The sequence below is a fragment of the Faecalibacterium taiwanense genome (genome assembly GCF_036632915.2).
Lineage (GTDB): Bacteria > Bacillota > Clostridia > Oscillospirales > Ruminococcaceae > Faecalibacterium > Faecalibacterium taiwanense.
The window spans coordinates 1,957,767-1,974,726 of the sequence record NZ_CP155552.1 but is presented as its reverse complement, the minus strand read 5'-3'; the positions used below and the strand labels follow the sequence as shown (position 1 = coordinate 1,974,726).

14 protein-coding genes and 1 tRNA gene are annotated in these 16,960 nt (G+C 58.7%); 7 read left to right on the top strand and 8 right to left on the bottom strand.

Translation table 11 applies throughout. The features are described 5' to 3' along the window. Positions 1-50: 50 nt before the first annotated feature. Positions 51-971, bottom strand: a complete 921-nt coding sequence (locus PXT33_RS09785) for a radical SAM protein (RefSeq protein WP_332376437.1) — start codon at positions 969-971, stop codon at positions 51-53. Between the two features lie 155 nt (positions 972-1,126). On the opposite strand from PXT33_RS09785, the gene PXT33_RS09780 reads away from it, so the two are divergent. From PXT33_RS09780 to PXT33_RS09770, 3 genes are all read left to right on the top strand, one after another. Further along, positions 1,127-3,145: a fructose-1,6-bisphosphatase gene (locus PXT33_RS09780; RefSeq protein ID WP_294648189.1), complete on the top strand. Its 2,019-nt coding sequence runs from the start codon at positions 1,127-1,129 to the stop codon at positions 3,143-3,145. Positions 3,146-3,414: 269 nt separating this feature from the next. Next, positions 3,415-4,698 (top strand): UDP-N-acetylglucosamine 1-carboxyvinyltransferase, encoded by a 1,284-nt coding sequence (locus PXT33_RS09775; RefSeq protein ID WP_242702968.1) that lies wholly within the window; start codon positions 3,415-3,417, stop codon positions 4,696-4,698. A 66-nt stretch (positions 4,699-4,764) separates the two neighbouring features. Further along, positions 4,765-5,553, top strand: a complete 789-nt coding sequence (locus PXT33_RS09770; protein WP_118526059.1) for an MBL fold metallo-hydrolase — start codon at positions 4,765-4,767, stop codon at positions 5,551-5,553. 38 nt (positions 5,554-5,591) lie between these two features. Here PXT33_RS09770 and PXT33_RS09765 read toward each other — a convergent pair whose 3' ends face one another. From PXT33_RS09765 to PXT33_RS09745, 5 genes are all read right to left on the bottom strand, one after another. Continuing rightward, entirely contained in the window at positions 5,592-6,569 is a 978-nt protein-coding gene (locus tag PXT33_RS09765) for an ATP-binding protein (protein WP_332376436.1), read from the bottom strand. 9 nt (positions 6,570-6,578) lie between these two features. Continuing rightward, on the bottom strand, positions 6,579-7,493 hold the full coding sequence (locus PXT33_RS09760) for a DnaD domain-containing protein (protein ID WP_154260478.1): 915 nt from the start codon (positions 7,491-7,493) through the stop codon (positions 6,579-6,581). A 3-nt stretch (positions 7,494-7,496) separates the two neighbouring features. Next, a complete protein-coding gene (locus PXT33_RS09755; RefSeq protein WP_005945802.1) occupies positions 7,497-7,874 on the bottom strand; it encodes a hypothetical protein in 378 nt (125 codons plus the stop codon). 81 nt (positions 7,875-7,955) lie between these two features. After that, positions 7,956-8,031 (bottom strand) — tRNA-Gly (locus PXT33_RS09750). Between the two features lie 55 nt (positions 8,032-8,086). Continuing rightward, positions 8,087-9,658: a peptide ABC transporter substrate-binding protein gene (locus PXT33_RS09745; RefSeq protein WP_332376434.1), complete on the bottom strand. Its 1,572-nt coding sequence runs from the start codon at positions 9,656-9,658 to the stop codon at positions 8,087-8,089. A 255-nt stretch (positions 9,659-9,913) separates the two neighbouring features. On the opposite strand from PXT33_RS09745, the gene murD reads away from it, so the two are divergent. The 4 genes from murD (at position 9,914) to PXT33_RS09725 (ending at position 14,737) form a co-directional block, all read left to right on the top strand. Next, positions 9,914-11,317, top strand: a complete 1,404-nt coding sequence (murD, locus tag PXT33_RS09740) for a UDP-N-acetylmuramoyl-L-alanine--D-glutamate ligase (RefSeq protein WP_120080220.1) — start codon at positions 9,914-9,916, stop codon at positions 11,315-11,317. Next, positions 11,314-12,087, top strand: coding sequence for a GNAT family N-acetyltransferase (locus PXT33_RS09735; RefSeq protein ID WP_332376432.1), 774 nt, complete (start codon positions 11,314-11,316; stop codon positions 12,085-12,087). The genes murD and PXT33_RS09735 overlap by 4 nt, the downstream gene beginning before the upstream one ends. Before the next feature lie 194 nt (positions 12,088-12,281). Continuing rightward, positions 12,282-13,544, top strand: coding sequence for a methionine gamma-lyase family protein (locus PXT33_RS09730; RefSeq protein WP_005945812.1), 1,263 nt, complete (start codon positions 12,282-12,284; stop codon positions 13,542-13,544). A 14-nt stretch (positions 13,545-13,558) separates the two neighbouring features. Further along, complete coding sequence (locus tag PXT33_RS09725) at positions 13,559-14,737, top strand: pyridoxal phosphate-dependent aminotransferase (protein WP_332376431.1); 1,179 nt, start codon at positions 13,559-13,561, stop codon at positions 14,735-14,737. 78 nt (positions 14,738-14,815) lie between these two features. On the opposite strand, the gene PXT33_RS09720 is transcribed toward PXT33_RS09725, so the two are convergent. Together PXT33_RS09720 and PXT33_RS09715 are read right to left on the bottom strand one after the other, a co-directional pair. Beyond that, positions 14,816-15,256, bottom strand: a complete 441-nt coding sequence (locus PXT33_RS09720; RefSeq protein WP_005945815.1) for a methylglyoxal synthase — start codon at positions 15,254-15,256, stop codon at positions 14,816-14,818. A 437-nt stretch (positions 15,257-15,693) separates the two neighbouring features. Next, positions 15,694-16,956 (bottom strand): glutamate-5-semialdehyde dehydrogenase, encoded by a 1,263-nt coding sequence (locus tag PXT33_RS09715; RefSeq protein WP_332376430.1) that lies wholly within the window; start codon positions 16,954-16,956, stop codon positions 15,694-15,696. Positions 16,957-16,960 lie beyond the last annotated feature (4 nt).

Sequence of the window (16,960 nt, the reverse complement as noted above, 5' to 3'; positions counted from 1 at the left end):
GCGGGGATGCAAGAGAAAATAATCAGCCTTTTTTGGGAGATTTGACGAATTCATACCCCTGTCAAATCGAAAGAAGGCGTATACTCTTCCTTCGCGCTGCTCTTCTGCTGCATGTAGCCCTGCGCCAGTCCCTTGTCCATGGCATAGTTGACCACCCGGCGGTATTCATAGGTGGTAATGCGCCGTCCGATGCCGTGCTCTGCGGCTTTGTAAAACGGTGTGTACTGGCTCATGACGCTGGGGATGAAGCATCCGGGGTCTGCATCGTTCCACGCGGCCATCTGGTCAAGCACCGCAAAGCTGTCGTCAACATGGCCGGGCAGGGCAAGGTGCCGCAGAATGACCCCCTTTTGCAGGATGCCCTCTGCATTGAAAACCGGGTGCCCGGCCTGTGCCATCATGGCTTCAATGGCGGGCTTTGCCTGCGCAAAATAGTCCGGTGCAGAGGAAAGCTCTGCCGAGAGGGCGGAGGAGACGTATTTCAGGTCGGCCAGCCAGATGTCGATGTATCCGCGCCATGCTTCCACGCTTTCCACCGTTTCGTAGCCGCCGGTGTTGCATACGATGGGCAGATGCAGGCCATTAGCCCGGGCAATATCCAGCGCGGCAATGATCCAGGGCCGCCACTGGCCGGGCGTGACCAGATTGATGTTGTTGGCACCCTGCTCCTGCAGATTCAGGAAAATCTCTGCCAGATGTTCCACGCTGATCTCTTTGCCAAGGCCCTCGGCGCTGATGGGATAGTTCTGGCAGAAGCAGCATTTGAGGGTGCAGCCGGAAAAGAACACCGTGCCGCTGCCCTTTGTGCCGCTGATGCATGGCTCCTCCCAGTAGTGCAGGGCAGCGCGGGCTGCTTTTAAGGTGCCGCCCGCGCCGCAGAAACCGGTGCGTCCGGCAGCACGGTCGGCCCCGCACCGGCGCGGACAGAGGGTGCAGAAAGAGGGAACGGAGACGAAATCGCTTTTCGGCATAATATCCAAAGTCCTTTGCTGAAAGTTTGTCAGCCCCAGTATACCACTTTTCGCCCCGGACGTGCTATACTATAAGATAAGGAAAAAATAATACATATGGAAAGCAACATCTTTGCAAGGTCCGTGTGGCGGACTGCGGCGGAGAGAACGTTGTGATGGAGGAGACCATGCGCACCGAAACCGATGAGATCCGCGATAATCTCAAGTACCTGACCCTGCTCTCGCGGGATTATCCTTCGCAGGCGGCGGCAGCCAGCGAGATCATCAGCACGCAGGCACTGCTCAAGCTGCCCAAGGGTACCGAGCACTTCATGAGCGACCTGCACGGCGAGAATGAAGCTTTTGTGCATATTCTGAATTCCGCTTCCGGTGTCATTCGCGAAAAAGTGGATCAGGTGCTGGGCGATACTGTGCCGAAGCATACCCGCGCCGAGCTGGCAACGCTGATCTATTACCCCAACGAAAAGCTGCCCCAGCTCAAGGCACGCTGTACCAGCGAGGAAGCGCTGGACCAGTGGTACACCGAAACGCTGCTGAGTCTCATTGATATCTGCCGTCTGGTGTCCTCTAAGCATACCCGCGACCATGTGCGCAGATGCCTGCCTGCCAGCTGCGGCTACATTCTGGACGAGCTGCTCCACGCCCATTTTGAGGATCACGACAAGGATCTGTACTACGGCCAGATCGTGGGCAGCATCATTGAAAATGGCCGCGCCGACCACTTTATCGTGCGGCTGTGCGAGCTGATCAAGCATCTGGCAGTGGACAAGCTGCACATCGTGGGCGACCTGTTCGACCGCGGCCCACGCCCGGATATCATCCTCGATCTGCTCATGCGCCACCACAATGTGGATATCCAGTGGGGCAACCACGATGTAGTATGGATGGGTGCCGCTGCGGGCAGCCCCATCTGCATCTGCACGGTGCTCAAGACCACGCTGGCTTATCATAACCACGGAATGCTGGAGGACTGCTACGGCATCAACCTGCGCCATCTGCAGCGCATGGCCGAGCAGTTCTACGGCAATGATGATCTTTCCATCTGGATGCCTCATACCGATGCAGCCCGCGGCCCCTACACCAGGGGAATGCTGCACCGCTGTGCCGTGATGCACAAGGCCATCAGCATTCTGATGTTCAAGCTGGAGTGCCATGTCATCGACCGCAACCCGGACTTCCAGATGCAGGAGCGAGATTATCTGCGCCGCATCGACTGGGAAAAGCACACGGTAAAGATCGGCGAAAAGGAGTATCCGCTGCGGGATACCTCGTTCCCCACGGTGGACCCCGCCGACCCGGCCGCACTGCACCCGGATGAACAGCTGGTGCTGCGCAAGCTGGTGCAGTCCTTCCGCCAGAGCGAAAAACTGCAGCAGCATGTGGAATTTCTCTATGCAAAGGGCAGCGTGTACCACATTGAGAACGGCAACCTGCTCTACCATGGCGCTGTGCCCATGACCAGCCGCGGCACCTTTGCCATGGAGCGCTTTGAGGGCCGCTACTACTCCGGCCGCGCACTGATGGACTACTGTGATGCCCGCGCCCGCCGGGGCTACTATGCACCGGAAGGCAGCGCTGCCCGCCAGAGCGGACAGGATTTTTTGTGGTATCTATGGTGCGGCAAGCTTTCGCCGCTGTTTGGCCGCAGTGCCATGACCACATTTGAGCGGCTCTATGTAGAGGACGCTTCCACCCACACCGAGGTGAAGGACCCCTATTATACATGGTATAACGATGAGGCCGTCTGCCGCCGCATTCTGGCCGAGTTTGGCCTGCCCGGTGCCAGTCACATCGTCAACGGCCACGTGCCGGTGCGGGAAAAGAACGGCGAAAGCCCCATCAAGGGCGGCGGACGGCTGGTGGTGATCGACGGCGGTTTCTGCCGTGCCTACCACGAAAAGACCGGCATTGCGGGCTACACGCTGGTGTATTCCAGCCGCACCATGTCCCTGCGCACCCATCAGCCCTTTGAAAGTGCTGAGAAAGCGGTGAAGGATAATCTGGATATCATTTCCCAGAAAAACATTCTGGAGACCGAAAATCATCGCATTCTCGTGGAGGACACCGACGAGGGCGAGGTGCTGCGGGAGCGTGTGCACGACCTCAAGCAGCTGGTGGCTACCTACCAGCTGGGCTGGATCACTGAGACTCGGTGCGAAGACCACATCTGGTAAAGAAAGCGCAACAGCAATGTATCTGATTTTTGTAAAATACCTGAAAAAGAAATCAAAATTTTGGAATATCCTGCGCGAAAATGGGCAAAACAGAAAATAATAAAACAACACCAAACGGGGCTTTGCTTTTTTGTGAAAGTTGTGTATAATAAGATAGCTGTACGTGTACGGCCTTATGGCCCATGCACATCAGGCAGCTTTTATGGAAAATGCTTTCAGGAACCTTAACAGGCCTGCGGCTGCGGGCCTCCGACAAGGAGATCATAAAATTGGAGAAATTTGTTATTACGGGCGGCAAGCCCCTGCACGGCGAAGTTACCATTTCGGGTGCCAAAAATGCGGCGGTGGGCGTCCTGCCTGCAACCATTCTGGCAGCGGATGTCTGTGTGATCGAGAATCTGCCGGATATCAGTGATGTGGCGGTGAGCCTGAAGATCCTCAGCGTTCTGGGCGCACAGATCAAAATGATCAACCGCAACACCTACGAGATCGACACCACCCATCTGACCGGCACCAACGTCCCGGACGACCTGTCCCGCCAGATGCGCGCCAGCTACTACTTTCTGGGCGCACTGCTGTCCCGTTTTGGCAAGGCTCAGGTGGCCATGCCCGGCGGCTGCAACCTCGGCCCCCGCCCCATTGACCAGCACCTGAAGGTGTTCAGTGCTCTGGGCGCAGAGGACAGCGTGGACTACGGCATGATCAGCGTGCGCGCCAAGGAGATGAACGGTGCACACATCTTCTTTGATAAGGTCAGCGTGGGCGCTACCATGAACGGTATGCTCTCCGCTGTAATGGCCAAGGGCCAGACCATTCTGGAAAACTGTGCCAAGGAACCCCATGTGGTGGATCTGGCAAACTTCCTGAATATGTGCGGTGCGAACATCCGCGGCGCAGGCACCGATGTGATCAAGGTGCGCGGCGTGGAAAAGATGCACGGCTGCACCTACAGCATTATCCCGGATCAGATCGAGGCTGGCAGCTACATGGTGGCTGCTGCTGCCACCGGCGGCGATGTTCTGGTGAAGAACGTCACCCCCAAGCATCTGGAACCCATTACCGAAAAGCTGCGCCGTGCAGGCGTGGAGGTGGAAGAATTTGACGATGCTGTGCGTGTGCGCCGCACCGGTGATATTCTGCCGTTGAAGATCAACACTATGCCGCATCCCGGCTTTCCCACCGACATGCAGCCCTTGATGGGCGTGCTGCTGAGCGTGGCCAAGGGCACCAGCACCGTGACCGAGAGCGTGTGGGATAACCGCTTCCGCTATGTGGACGAGCTGCGCAAGATGGGTGCCAACGTGCAGGTGGACGGTCAGGTGGCTGTGTTTGAGGGCGTGGATAAGCTCACCCCTGCACCGCTGCGCGCACTGGATCTGCGTGCAGGCGCTGCCATGGTGGTGGCTGCGCTGATGGCAGACGGCACCAGTGAGATCGAGGAAATCGGCCACATCGAGCGCGGCTACGAGAATATCGTGGAAAAGCTGCGCGGTCTGGGTGCAGACATCAGCAAGGTGGAGCGTATGCCCGCTGCACTGGATCAGGCACTGTAACTTATAAAAAGCAAACAGCCTGCTGCATATGCGGCGGGCTGTTTTTGAGTGTATCAGAGGTTTTTCATGGCAGAATTCATCTCGTTATATTCGGGTTCCTCCGGCAACAGCAGTGTGGTGCGCTGCGGGCAGCGGTATCTCATTGTGGATATGGGCAAGGGCGTGCGCACTACCTCGGCGGCGCTCAAGGCGCTGGGCCTTGCCGCCAGTGACTGCGACGGCATCCTTGTCACCCACGAGCACAGCGACCATGTGAAGGGGCTTTCCACCTTCCTCAAAAAGAACACGCTGCCGGTGTACGGTGCAGCGGCAACGCTGGATTTTCTGGACAGCAACGGCATCGTACCGGCCAGCTGTGAGCTGCACGAGCTGGAAGGCAGGGAAGAGGACGTGGGCGCGTTTGGCGTGCAGAGCTTTCCCACCAGCCACGATGTGCCCTGTGTGGGCTACCGCATCCACACCCCGGACGGCAAGACCATGACCATTGCAACCGACCTTGGCGTGCTCACGCCGCCGGTGCACGAGGCGCTTTCCGGCTGCGACCTTGTGGCACTGGAGAGCAACTACGACCTGCACATGCTGCGCAGCGGGCCGTACCCCTATTACTTACGGGCACGCATTGAAAGCACCCGGGGCCACCTTTCCAACGACGAGTGCTCGGCAAAGCTGCTGGAACTCATTCAGGAAGGGTGCAAAAAGTTTGCGCTGTGCCATCTTTCGCAGGAGAACAACACGCCTGCGCTTGCCCTGCAGACCGTGTTCAACACGCTGGGCGCGGCGGGCGTTGTGCCGGAGAAGGACTGCATCGTGCAGGCACAGCGCCGCAACGAAATGAGTCCTGTATTAGAGTTTTAAATAAAACAAACGGCAATGCATTTGCATTGCCGTTTGTTTTATTCAGCTGCTTTCTGTGTGCGGATGTCATCGCCTGCAAAAAGGCAGGGGACAAAGGCAGAAAGGCGGCTGGAAATTTTTTCGGTATACAGCTTTTCCAGCAGAGCACCGTCAGTGATGTTGGTGGTGACGATGGTGGGCAGCTTTGCACCCAGCCGGTTGTTGAGCAGACTGTACAGACTGCTGATGAGGAAGGCAGAGTTGAACTCCGAGCCAAGATCATCCAGAATGAGCAGGTCGGCCCCGGCAGCGGTCTGCATCAGCGTTTCCTCCTCGCCTACCGGGTCTGCACCAAAGTGCAGCCCTTCCAGCTTGGAGAAAAAGTCCGGGCTGGAAACATAGATCACATCGTAGCCCTTTTCCAGCACAATGCCCGCAATGGCAAGGGCCGCGTGGGTCTTGCCAAGGCCCGCATTGCCAAACAGCATCAGGCTCTCGCTGTGGTGGTCAAACTCTTCCGCGTAGCTGCGCAGGTCTGCCAGCATATCGGCCATGTAAGGGCGGATGGCACCGCCCACCTTTTCATCGGCACGGTTCGGATAATAGCGCAGCTCCATGGTGTCAAAGCTTGCAATGGACAGGCTGGACAGCGCCTCGATCTCCTTGCGGCGCAGCTGCTGCATCACCTTGTGCACGCACTCACAGGTGCGGCCATTCACGCTGCCGGTGTCCTGACATTTGGGGCAGACAAAGCGCGGCTCCAGTGCATCAGCGGGCCGTCCGCTTTGTGCCAGCAGGGCGGTCAGCTTCTGCTTTGCATCGGCAAGGGCGGCGGCAGCTTCGGTGCGGTCCTTGCCCGCAGCACCGGCCAGTGCGCAGCGGATGCCCCGCACCCGCACCTCTTCTTCTGCATGGCGCAGGGCGGGAATGGCGGCTTCGGCTTCGGCGCGGGCATCCTCGGCTCTGGCTCTGGCCATCTGCCGCCGGGCGGCCACGGTGCGCATGGCTTCCTGATACAGTTCGTTTTTGGTACGCATGGCTCCTCCTTATTCCGGCTTCTTTTTCAACGGACGGCGGCGGGCAGCGTTCTTGAGGAAATCGTTGCCGCTGGGGGCTTCGCGGTCTACCCGGAGGTTCCGGCTTGCGCCTGCAGCAGCCACCGGGCTGCGCACATCGTGCACGGTGCGCAGGCCCTTGGCGTTCCATGTTTTGAGGATACTGTTCCAGTACCACAGGTCGCGCTTGGCCCCGGCCTGCACGGCAGCTTCCTGCACCATGGCATCGTCGTAGCCGTAAACCTCGTACCAGCGTGCAATGGCCTTGCGCCCGCCAAGGGTCAGCTCGCTTTCCGGGATGTTCAGAAGGCCGCTGACATACTGCTCGCGGCTCTGGCGCAGTGCCAGCAGTTTGAGGTGGGCATCGGCCTGCTCACCGGTCTCCACGCCCTCGGTGCGCCACACCTTCAGCTCATGCACTACGGCGGCCATGGTGCTGCGGCCGGTGCTGGCAACGTAGGCGGTGCACAGCATCACGGTCTCCGGCGCAAAGCCCTCCTGCATATAAAGGTTGACCAGCTTTTCCATCTCCCTGTGGGTCAGCGGACGGGCAAAGCCGGTCTGTGCGCAGTCGATCAGGCTGGAGATCATGGGGTCGGTGCGGCTGGCCGCAGCGATCTCGGCCCAGGTCATGGGTGCGGGGGCGCTGGGTTCCTCGCCCGGTGCAGCGTTCTCTTCGTACCGCTCCAGCAGGCCAGCGCCTGCCCAGAAGGAGAGGGCGCTCTCGGCGCTGATGCGGCTGCGCAGCTTGAGGTCGGCACAGATCTTGTCCGGGTCGGTGATGCCGGTCGCCAGCACATACAGAGCCACGCGCACATTGTATTCTTCGGCGATGCCCAGTTTGGAAAACACCAGCTGCGGCACTGCAATGGTATCGCCCTTGAGTTCTTTTAAACGATAGATCATGTTTTATTCCTTCGGCTTGTCCGGCTCGGCTTCGGCAGCAGGCGGCTCCCACGGGTCGCTGTCCATCATGCTGGGGCAGTTTTTCCAGCGGTCAGGATCGGCATTGAACGCGTCCTGCAAAAAAGCGGCTGTGGCCTCCCGGCCCTCGTCGGTGAGCGGAAACACCTTCTGCACCCGCAGGGCAGGGTCGGTCTTTTCAATGGTCCAGGGGTCCGGCCAGTAGTCCACGGTGAGGATGCTTTCCTCTTTTGTGGCACCCTCGCCGCCGTCCGGGTCCGGCACGGTGCGCTTGCCGGGGATCATCCGGTATCGCAGACCGTATTCGTTGCCGCTGTAGGAATTTTTGCATTTGAAGTAATGCAGCAGGGGAACAAAGATCATGGCAGAGTCCTTTCGTATTTTGCAGGGAGCGGCTGTAAGCAAAAACGGCAAACCGATATTCCACGGTTTGCCGTTTGTTTTTGGAGCAGGGTACGGGACCCGAACCCGCCGCCTGCTGCTTGGGAAGCAGCCGCTCTACCGGATGAGCTAACCCTGCAAGTTGCTCATTTATTGTAGCAAAGAGGGACGGGATTGTCAAGGGCCGGAGAATGTCAGTTTTTCTGGGCATCGGTCAGGTCCAGCACTGGCGTGAAGGGGTCGAACACAAGGCCGGTGATGCCGTCCGCCACCAGCAGACGCCTGTTCTGGCCCAGCAGCGGCACCACGGCGCAGCCTTCCAGCAGCTGGCGCTCACAATCGGCCAGCAGGGCACAGCGGGCGTTGCCGGTCTGCTGGGCACTCTCGGCCAGACGCTGAGAGTAGATGGGGTCGGACCAGCCGGTCAGGCCGCCGCCCTCGGCCGTGAACTGCTGCAGCATCTGGTATACGCTGCCGCCTTCGGCGCGGATGGGAGCCAGCGCAATGGTGTAGCTGCCCGCTGCAAGGCGTTTGTCGAACTCCTCCTGCGGAACCTCTTCCACCGAGAAGAAAAGGGAGCAGTCCTTCTGCCATGCGCCGTTGATCTGCTCGGCCAGTTCGGTCAGGCCGGCTTCCTTCGGCAGCAGGATGGTCACGCCGGAAAAATCCGAGCTGGCCATGCCCTGCCGTGCATTCAGGTACAATGTACGGGGGTCGGTGATGGTGGGCAGCGGGTTCCTGGCAGACTTGCGGTAATCGATGCCGTCCACGGAAAGGCCGGTGGGCACAAGACCCTCGGCAGCGGTGTACAGACCGGAAGAGGGCACATCCACATTCTCCCGGGCGATGCCGGCAAGCGCCTGCCGCAGTTCCTGATCGGCAAACACAGAATCTTCGGCGCTGTTGAACAGCAGTGCCCAGGTGGTGTCGGAGTAATCCACCGACTGCAGCGAGGTATCCTCGCCGGTGTCGTCCAGCGCGGCGGAGCATTTTTCGTCTGCAATGAGCTGGGCGGCGCTCTTGCCGGTGCTGCCGGTGTTCTGCACCAGACGCAGGCTGCCGATCATGGGGGAGGAGACATCCCGGTGCAGGAACAGGCCGCTGGCCGTCCAGTTGTAAAGATAGAAGCTGCCGCTGGAAAGGGTGGTCTTGGCGGTCAGGCCGTAGGTGCCGCGGGTGCTTTCAAAAAATGCTTCATCGCAGGGCATGGCACCGGGCAGGGTGAGCTTGGCAAGGAAGTTGTCGTCCTTTTCACTCAGGCGGAACACCAGCGTCAGCGGGCCGGCGGCCGAAACGCCCAGCGTGCTGGCATCGGCTGTGCCAGCCAGCACGGCAGCACTGTTCTCAAGGGCGGCAAACTCCACGGCATAAGGGGAATTTGTCTGCGGCTGGAATATACGCCGGAATGCAAACACAAAGTCCTCGGCAGTGATGGTGTGATCCGTGGAAGCGCCCTTAACGGCCTTGTAGGTCAGGCCGTCCTTGATCTGGAAGGTGTAGGTCTTGCCATCGGAGGAGACCGTCCAGCTCTCGGACAGATCGGGCACGATCTCGCCATCCGCTTTTTTGCGGACAAGCCCGCTGTAAAGGTTCTCGCAGGCGATCACGTCCGGGGCAGCAGAAGCCACCTGCGGGTCGAGGTTTGCGGGAATGGTATCCACGAACCATGTAAAGCTTGGCGCACTGGAACTGCTGCCGCAGCCGGTGAGCGCAAGCAGGAACGCAGCAGCAAGCAATGCTGCGGTAATACGGAAGAACTGTTTCAAGGGGATGACCTCATTCTATGGTATTTGCGAAAAAAGGCTTTTTGTATACAAAAAGCACTCTGCTTCGACAAGTGTAGCAGAAACAGCGGCAAAATACAATTGCAGAATTGTGAATTTACCTTGCTTTTTGGGGCAAAAAGGGCGTTTTTCCGTTGCCAATTGCGGCTAAATGGACTATAATGGTACAGCGAAACATCTCTGCACCCGTTTTGAGGTGCGTTCTGAATACGATATTATGGAGGAGGAACTGTTTTTATGCAGAAGGATCAGCAGAAACTGATTGAACTCATCAAAGGCAAAAAAGTGGCCTTCATTGGTGCCGGTGTCAGCCACAAGACCCTGATCAAGGAGTTTGTGGAGATGGGTGCCCATGTGACCCTGTGCGACCAGAAAAAGAGCGTGGAGGACTTTGGCGATTACGCTGCAACCATCAAGGAGCTGGGCATCGACCTGAGTCTGGGCGAAAACTATCTGGATGGCTTCAAGGGTCAGGATATCATCATGCGCACCCCGGGCTTTGTGGGCTACTTTGAAAAGCCCCTGCAGGATGCCATGGCCGCAGGCACCATGGTCACCAGTGAGGTGGAGCTGTTCTTCGACTTCTGCCCCTGCGAGATCGTAGCCGTGACCGGCTCCGACGGCAAGACCACCACCACCACCCTGATCTCCAAGTTCTACGAGGCCGCAGGCCGCAAGGTGCATCTGGGCGGCAACATCGGCGCAGCTCTGCTGCCCATGCTGCCCGAGGTAGCTCCCGAGGATGTGGCTGTGGTGGAGCTTTCCAGCTTCCAGCTCATCAGCATGCATTCCAGCCCCAACATTGCCGTGGTGACCAATGTCACCCCCAACCATCTGGACCACCACAAGGACATGCAGGAGTACATTGATGCCAAGCGCAACATCCTGCTGTACCAGAAGCAGCCCTGCCGCGCTGTGCTGGGCTATGAGAACGAGATCAGCCGTTCCATGCAGTCCGACTGCAAGGGCAAGCAGGTGTGGTTCACCCGCCTGCACGATACCGACAACGGTGCCTTCCTGCGCAAGGAGGACAACATGCTCTGCATGGCCGAGGATGGCGTTGTGACCCCCTTCCTGGCCCAGAAGGACGTGAAGCTGCGCGGCCTGCACAACATTGAAAACCTGCTGGCCGCTGCCGCTGCCGTGTGGGGCGAGGTGCCCGTGGAAGCCATCCAGAAGGTGGGCAGCACCTTTACCGGTGTGGAGCACCGCATTGAGCCGGTGCGCACGCTGGACGGCGTGCTGTACTACAACGACTCCATCGGCACCAGCCCGACGCGCACCATTGCCGGTCTGCGCAGCTTTAACCAGAAGGTCATTCTGATCGCTGGCGGCTACGACAAGCACATTCCCTATGAGCCGCTGGCACCGGAAGTGGTGGCCCACGTGAAGAATCTTGTGCTGATGGGTGCCACCGGCCCCCGCATCGAAAAGGCTGTGCGCGAGGACCCGAACTTCAACGAAGCAGAGCTGCCCATCCAGCATGCCGACAACATGCAGCACGCTGTGGAGCTGGCCCGTGCCTGCGCAAAGCCCGGTGACATCATCATCCTGTCCCCGGCCAGCGCATCGTTTGACCTGTACCCCAACTTTGAGGTGCGCGGCCGCGAGTTCAAGAAGATCGTCAACGAGCTGAAGTGATCGCGCAGGTCAGCACAAAAGCCCACCGCGCCCGCTTTTTAAATGCCTGCCGGGGGAAATGGGTGCTGGGGGCGACCCTGCCGCTGGATCTTGCCCTTTTTAGCAAAAGCCAGCCGTGGCGATTCTACGCAGGACCTACACTGGCGCTGGAACTCAGCGGCAGCACCGCATGGGCAGCAGGGCACGCAAACCCGGAAGAGCTGGCCAGCTTTCTGGCGTTCTGCGGGTGTGAGAGCATCATTTTAGACGAAAACGAATACCCACCGCCTGCCGGGTGGTGCAAAGCTGAAACGCTGACTGTATTCGGCCTTGCACCCGGCAAGGCTTTGCCGCTGCCCACTGCAGACGAGACGCTCTGGGCCGGACTGACCCTTGACAGAGAACCCTCTGCCATGGATGTGGCACGGGCGCTCTACCCGGCGGATACAGCAAAGCAGGAGGACTTTTACTCCGAGCTTTGCACAAAGCGCACCCGCGGCAAAGCCCTTGTGTGGGCGCTGCGGCAGAGAAGTGAAACGATCTGCACGGTAGGGGCCTATACCCTTGCGAACAGGCAGGCCTACATGGCCTGCGGGCAGACAGCCCAGCCTTTGCGGGGCAAGGGCATCGGCGGGCGGCTCATTGTGCAGATGGCGAACGAGCTTGCCGCCAAGGGGGAGCACCCGGTGTTTCTCTGCAGCCCGGAGCGGGTGCACTTTTATACCCGGCTTGGCTTTGAAAAGCTGGGGGAATATGCAAGATATGAACAAACTCCTTCAGTCAAAACCTGACGGTTTTGCCAGCTCCCTCAATGAGGGAGCCTTTGGCAGGACGGAAAAGCTTTCTGCATAAGTGAAACGTTCTGGTTTCGTCAGGAGCTCCCTCCCTGAGGGAGCTGGCGCACGAAGTGCGGCTGAAGGAGTCATTCCGACAGAAAGCCTGCGCTCTATAAAATCTATAAAATTAAGGAACCATTATAATGTCAATGCTGAACCACTTTTTCAATTACAAACCCGAAGTTCTGGCGCTGGACGAAAAGGCTATGGAGCTGTGCCAGCCCTACTTCCGCCATATGGAGGAGATCCGCGATTTTAACCAGCTCAAAATGCTGAAAGCCTTTGCGGATACCCAGATGTCCTCCACCGATATGCTGGGCACCACCGGCTACGGCCTGTGGGATACCGGCCGCGCAAAGCTGGAGCAGATTTTTGCCGAGGTGATGGGCGCAGAGGATGCCCTCGTGCGCAGCCAGTTCCAGAGCGGCACCCACACGCTGGCTGTGGCGCTGTTCGGCCTGCTGCGGGCAGGGGACACCCTGCTGGCTGCCACCGGCCGTCCCTACGATACGCTGGAAGGTGTGATCGGTCTGGACGGCAAGGGCAGGGGCACCGGCACCCTGATGGATTACGGCATCCGGTACGATGAAGCTCCGCTGAAAGCCGACTTCACCCCGGATTATGACCTGATCGCCCAAAAGGCCCCCGGTGCAAAGGTGTGCCACATCCAGCGCAGCCGCGGCTATCTGCAGCGCAATGCCTTTGATCTGGAAACGATCCGAAAAATTGCGGATACCGCCCGCGCCGCAAACCCGGACATCATTATTTTTGTGGATAACTGCTACGGCGAGTTCACCCAGACGCAGGAACCTTGTCAGATGGGCGCAGACCTTGTGGTGGGCAGCCTGATCAAGAACCCCGGCGGCGGCATCGCTCCCACCGGCGGCTACATTGCGGGCCGCAAAGACCTTGTGGAGCTGTGCGCTTACCGCCTGAATGCGCCCGGTCTCGGCAAGGATCTGGGCTGCACGCTGGAAACGCCCCGTGATATGTATCTGGGCTTCTACTATGCGCCCGGCGTGGTGTGCGAGGCCATCAAGACCGCCATTTACGCCCAGTGTATGCTGGAGCTGCTGGGCAAGAATCCAGTGCCGCGCTACTGCGACGACCACAACGACATCGTCACCTGCTTTGATGCAGGCACTGCGGATGCGCTCATCGGCTTCTGTCAGGGTATTCAGGCTGCAAGCCCCGTGGACAGCTATGCCGCCCCGGAACCTTCTCCGGAGCCGGGCTATACTGATGAGGTGGTCATGGCAAGCGGCAGCTTTACACAGGGTAGCACCATCGAGCTTTCCTGCGACGGCCCGCTGCGTGAGCCGTACACCTGCTACCTGCAGGGCGGTCTGAACTTTGCTGCCAGCCGTGCAGGCGTGCTGCTGGCCATCCAGAAGGCTTATTTTAAGGACTGAAAAGGGGAGAGCGCATGCCTGCTTTAAGTGACCGTGTGGGTACCTTCACGGATTCTGTCATCCGCCGCATGACCCGCATCAACAATCAGTACGACTCCATCAACCTCTCGCAGGGCTTCCCGGATTTTGACCCGCCGAAGCAGTTGCTGGACGCTCTGGCCGAAACAGCTTACAAAGGCCCGCACCAGTACGCTGTGACCTTTGGCGCGCAAAACTTCCGCGAGGCGCTGGCAAAAAAGACCAGCCCTGCCCTGCACCACGAAGTAGACCCCAACACCGAGATCTGCGTGACCTGCGGCGGCACTGAGGCCATGATGGCCGCCATGATGACCATCTGCAACCCCGGCGACAAGGTGATGATCTTCTCACCGTTCTACGAGAACTACGGTGCCGATGCCATTCTTTCGGGCGCGGAACCCATCTATATCCCGCTGGTGCCGCCCACCTATGAGTTTGACATCAGCCTGATCGAAAAGGGCTTTGCCGAGGGTGCTAAGGCGCTGATCCTGTGCAACCCCTCCAATCCCTGCGGCAAGGTGTTCCGCCGCGACGAGCTGGAAGCCATTGCAAAGCTGGCCATCCAGTACGATGCCTTTGTGGTGACGGATGAGGTGTACGAGCATATCATCTATGCGCCCGCAGAGCATATCTGCATGGCAAGCCTGCCCGGCATGTTTGAGCACACCATCACCTGCAACTCGCTCTCCAAGACTTACTCCATCACAGGTTGGCGTCTGGGCTATCTGATCGGACCCGCAGAGGTCATTGAGGGTGCGCGCAAGGTGCACGACTTTCTCACTGTGGGTGCGGCTGCACCCCTGCAGGAGGCCGCTGTGGCCGGTTTGGAGATGCCCGCCAGCTATTACGAAGAGCTGCAGGCCCTTTACACCGAAAAGCACGATCATTTTCTGGCCGGGCTGGACCGTGTGGGGCTGAAGCACAATGTTCCGCAGGGCACCTATTTTGTGATGATCGATATTTCCGATTTTCTGGCGCTGCCCCAGTTCAAGGGCTGGACCGACCTGCAGTTCTGTGAGTGGATGATCCGGGAAGTGGGCGTGGCCGCTGTGCCTGGCTCCAGCTTCTTCCGGGAGCCGGTGAACCACCTGATCCGGATGCACTTTGCCCGCGGCACCGATGTGCTGGACGAAGCCGTCCGCCGGCTGGAAAAGCTGCAGGCTTTACTGAAATAAAAGCAAAACAAAAAACAACAGCGCCGCAGGAAGTTTCCTGCGGCGCTGTCTCTTTCCCGATACTCTATACACGATTCATCACACGGCGTGGCGCTGCACGGTGGGCATGGGCTCCACAAGAGCGGGATGCATCCCCTCGCGGTAGTCCAGGTCGCCCTGATCCATACCGCGCAGCAAGACCTCGGCGGTGGCAATGTTGGTGGCAATGGGTACGCTGTGCATATCGCACAGGCGGAGCAGATTCTGCTCGGTGATGCTGGCGGCATCCGCTTTCAGCGGGTCACGGAAGAACAACACCAGATCCACTTCGTCGCACGCAATGCGGGAAGTAATCTGCTGCACACCGCCCAAGCGCCCGGAGAGATAACAGTGCACGGGCAGGCCGGTAGTCTGCGCCAGCATCCGTCCGGTGGTGCCGGTAGCAATGACTGTGTTTTTGGACAAAATGGCGCTGTAAGCAGTGCAGAACTGCAGTGCAAGCTCTTTGCGGGAATCGTGTGCAAGAATGGCGATCGTCATATTGCTCTCTCCTTTGTTCCAAGTATAGTGTTGTGTGTGACGAACAACTTTCTCATTGGAAAGTGAAATGAAGTGAAATCGTTATCAAGTTTTCCAATATAGTTTTACCGCATCGAAATAGGGGTTGTCAAGGGGGACCTTGTACTTTTTACAAAACAAAATGGAGAAAGTAAGACTATTACTTTGTAAGAATTGGAGAAAACTGGGATACAATCATCTATATCAGTGAGCGAACAGGAAAGGCAGATTGAAAACATAATTCAGCTTTTGTCTTTACTGAAAGAACATTTCATGGGAATAAAACAAAAATACAGGCTGGCGCAAATCGCACCAGCCTGTTTCGGAAAAAGCTTTTCAGTTTCATTTCTAAATTATGAATATTATGGAGAAAACGCTCACTCCCGATTTCCGCACTGGAAAGGTAGGTTCAGCGGGCTTTAGCGGATCTGACCATTGCCGTGGATGATATACTTGTAGCTGCACAGCTCGGCCAGTCCCATGGGGCCACGGGCGTGGAGTTTCTGGGTGGAAATGCCCATTTCGCACCCAAGGCCGAATTCACCGCCATCCGTAAAGCGGGTGGAACAGTTCACATACACGGCGGCGCTGTCCACTGCGGCAGTGAACAGGTCGGCATGGGCCTGTGTCTGGGTCAGGATGGCCTCGCTGTGGCCGGTGGAGTGCTCAGCAATATGCCCGATGGCCTCCTCTACGCTGTCCACGACCTTGACCGCGAGGATGTAGTCCAGAAATTCGGTGTCAAAGTCCTTTTCTCCGGCAGGGGTGCCGGAGATTATGGCGGCGGCGCGCTTATCCAGCCGCAGATCCACCGGGTGCAGACCCTTTGCAATACGGTCCGGGCCAAGCCGCTGGGCCAGACGGGGCAGGAACTGCCCGGCAATGGAAGAGTGCACAAGGCACACTTCCTCGGCGTTGCACACGCTGGGGCGGCTGGCCTTGGCGTTCTCGATGATGTCCAGAGCTTTGGAAAGGTCGGCAGTGTCGTCTACATAGATATGGCAGATGCCGGTGCCGGTCTGGATACAGGGCACCTTGGCGTTCTGAACGCAGGCACGGATCAGCCCGGCACCGCCGCGCGGGATCAGCAGATCCACATAGCCTACAGCGGTCATCAGAGCGTTGGCAGAAGCGTGGGTGGTGTCCTCGATCAGGCAGACCGCTGTCTCGGGCAGACCGGCCTTTTTCAGGCCCTGCCGCAGGGCTGTGACGATGGCATGAGCACTGCGCCATGCCTCCTTGCCGCAGCGCAGGATGCAGGCGTTGCCGCTTTTGATGGCAAGGGCAGCGGTATCGCTGGTCACGTTGGGACGGCTCTCGTAGATAATGGCGATCACACCCATGGGTACAGCCGTCTTTTCAATGACAAGCCCGTTGGGGCGCTCTACCCGATTCAGCACCCGGCCCACCGGGTCGGGCAGGGCGGCAACCTCGCGGATGCCCTGCGCCATGGCTTCGATGCGCGGAACGGTCAGGGCCAGACGATCCAGCATCACATCGCTGATGTGCCCTTTGGCAGCAGCCATGTCCTCGGCGTTGGCGGCAAGGATGGCAGACTGGTTCTGCGCATCGCATAAAGCGTCCGCCATGCCCAGCAGGGCCGCGTTGCGGGCGGTGTTATCGGCCAGCGCAAGGGCACTTTTGGCGCTGCGGGCGGCTTCCAGAATTTCCTGTGTGGTCATGTGT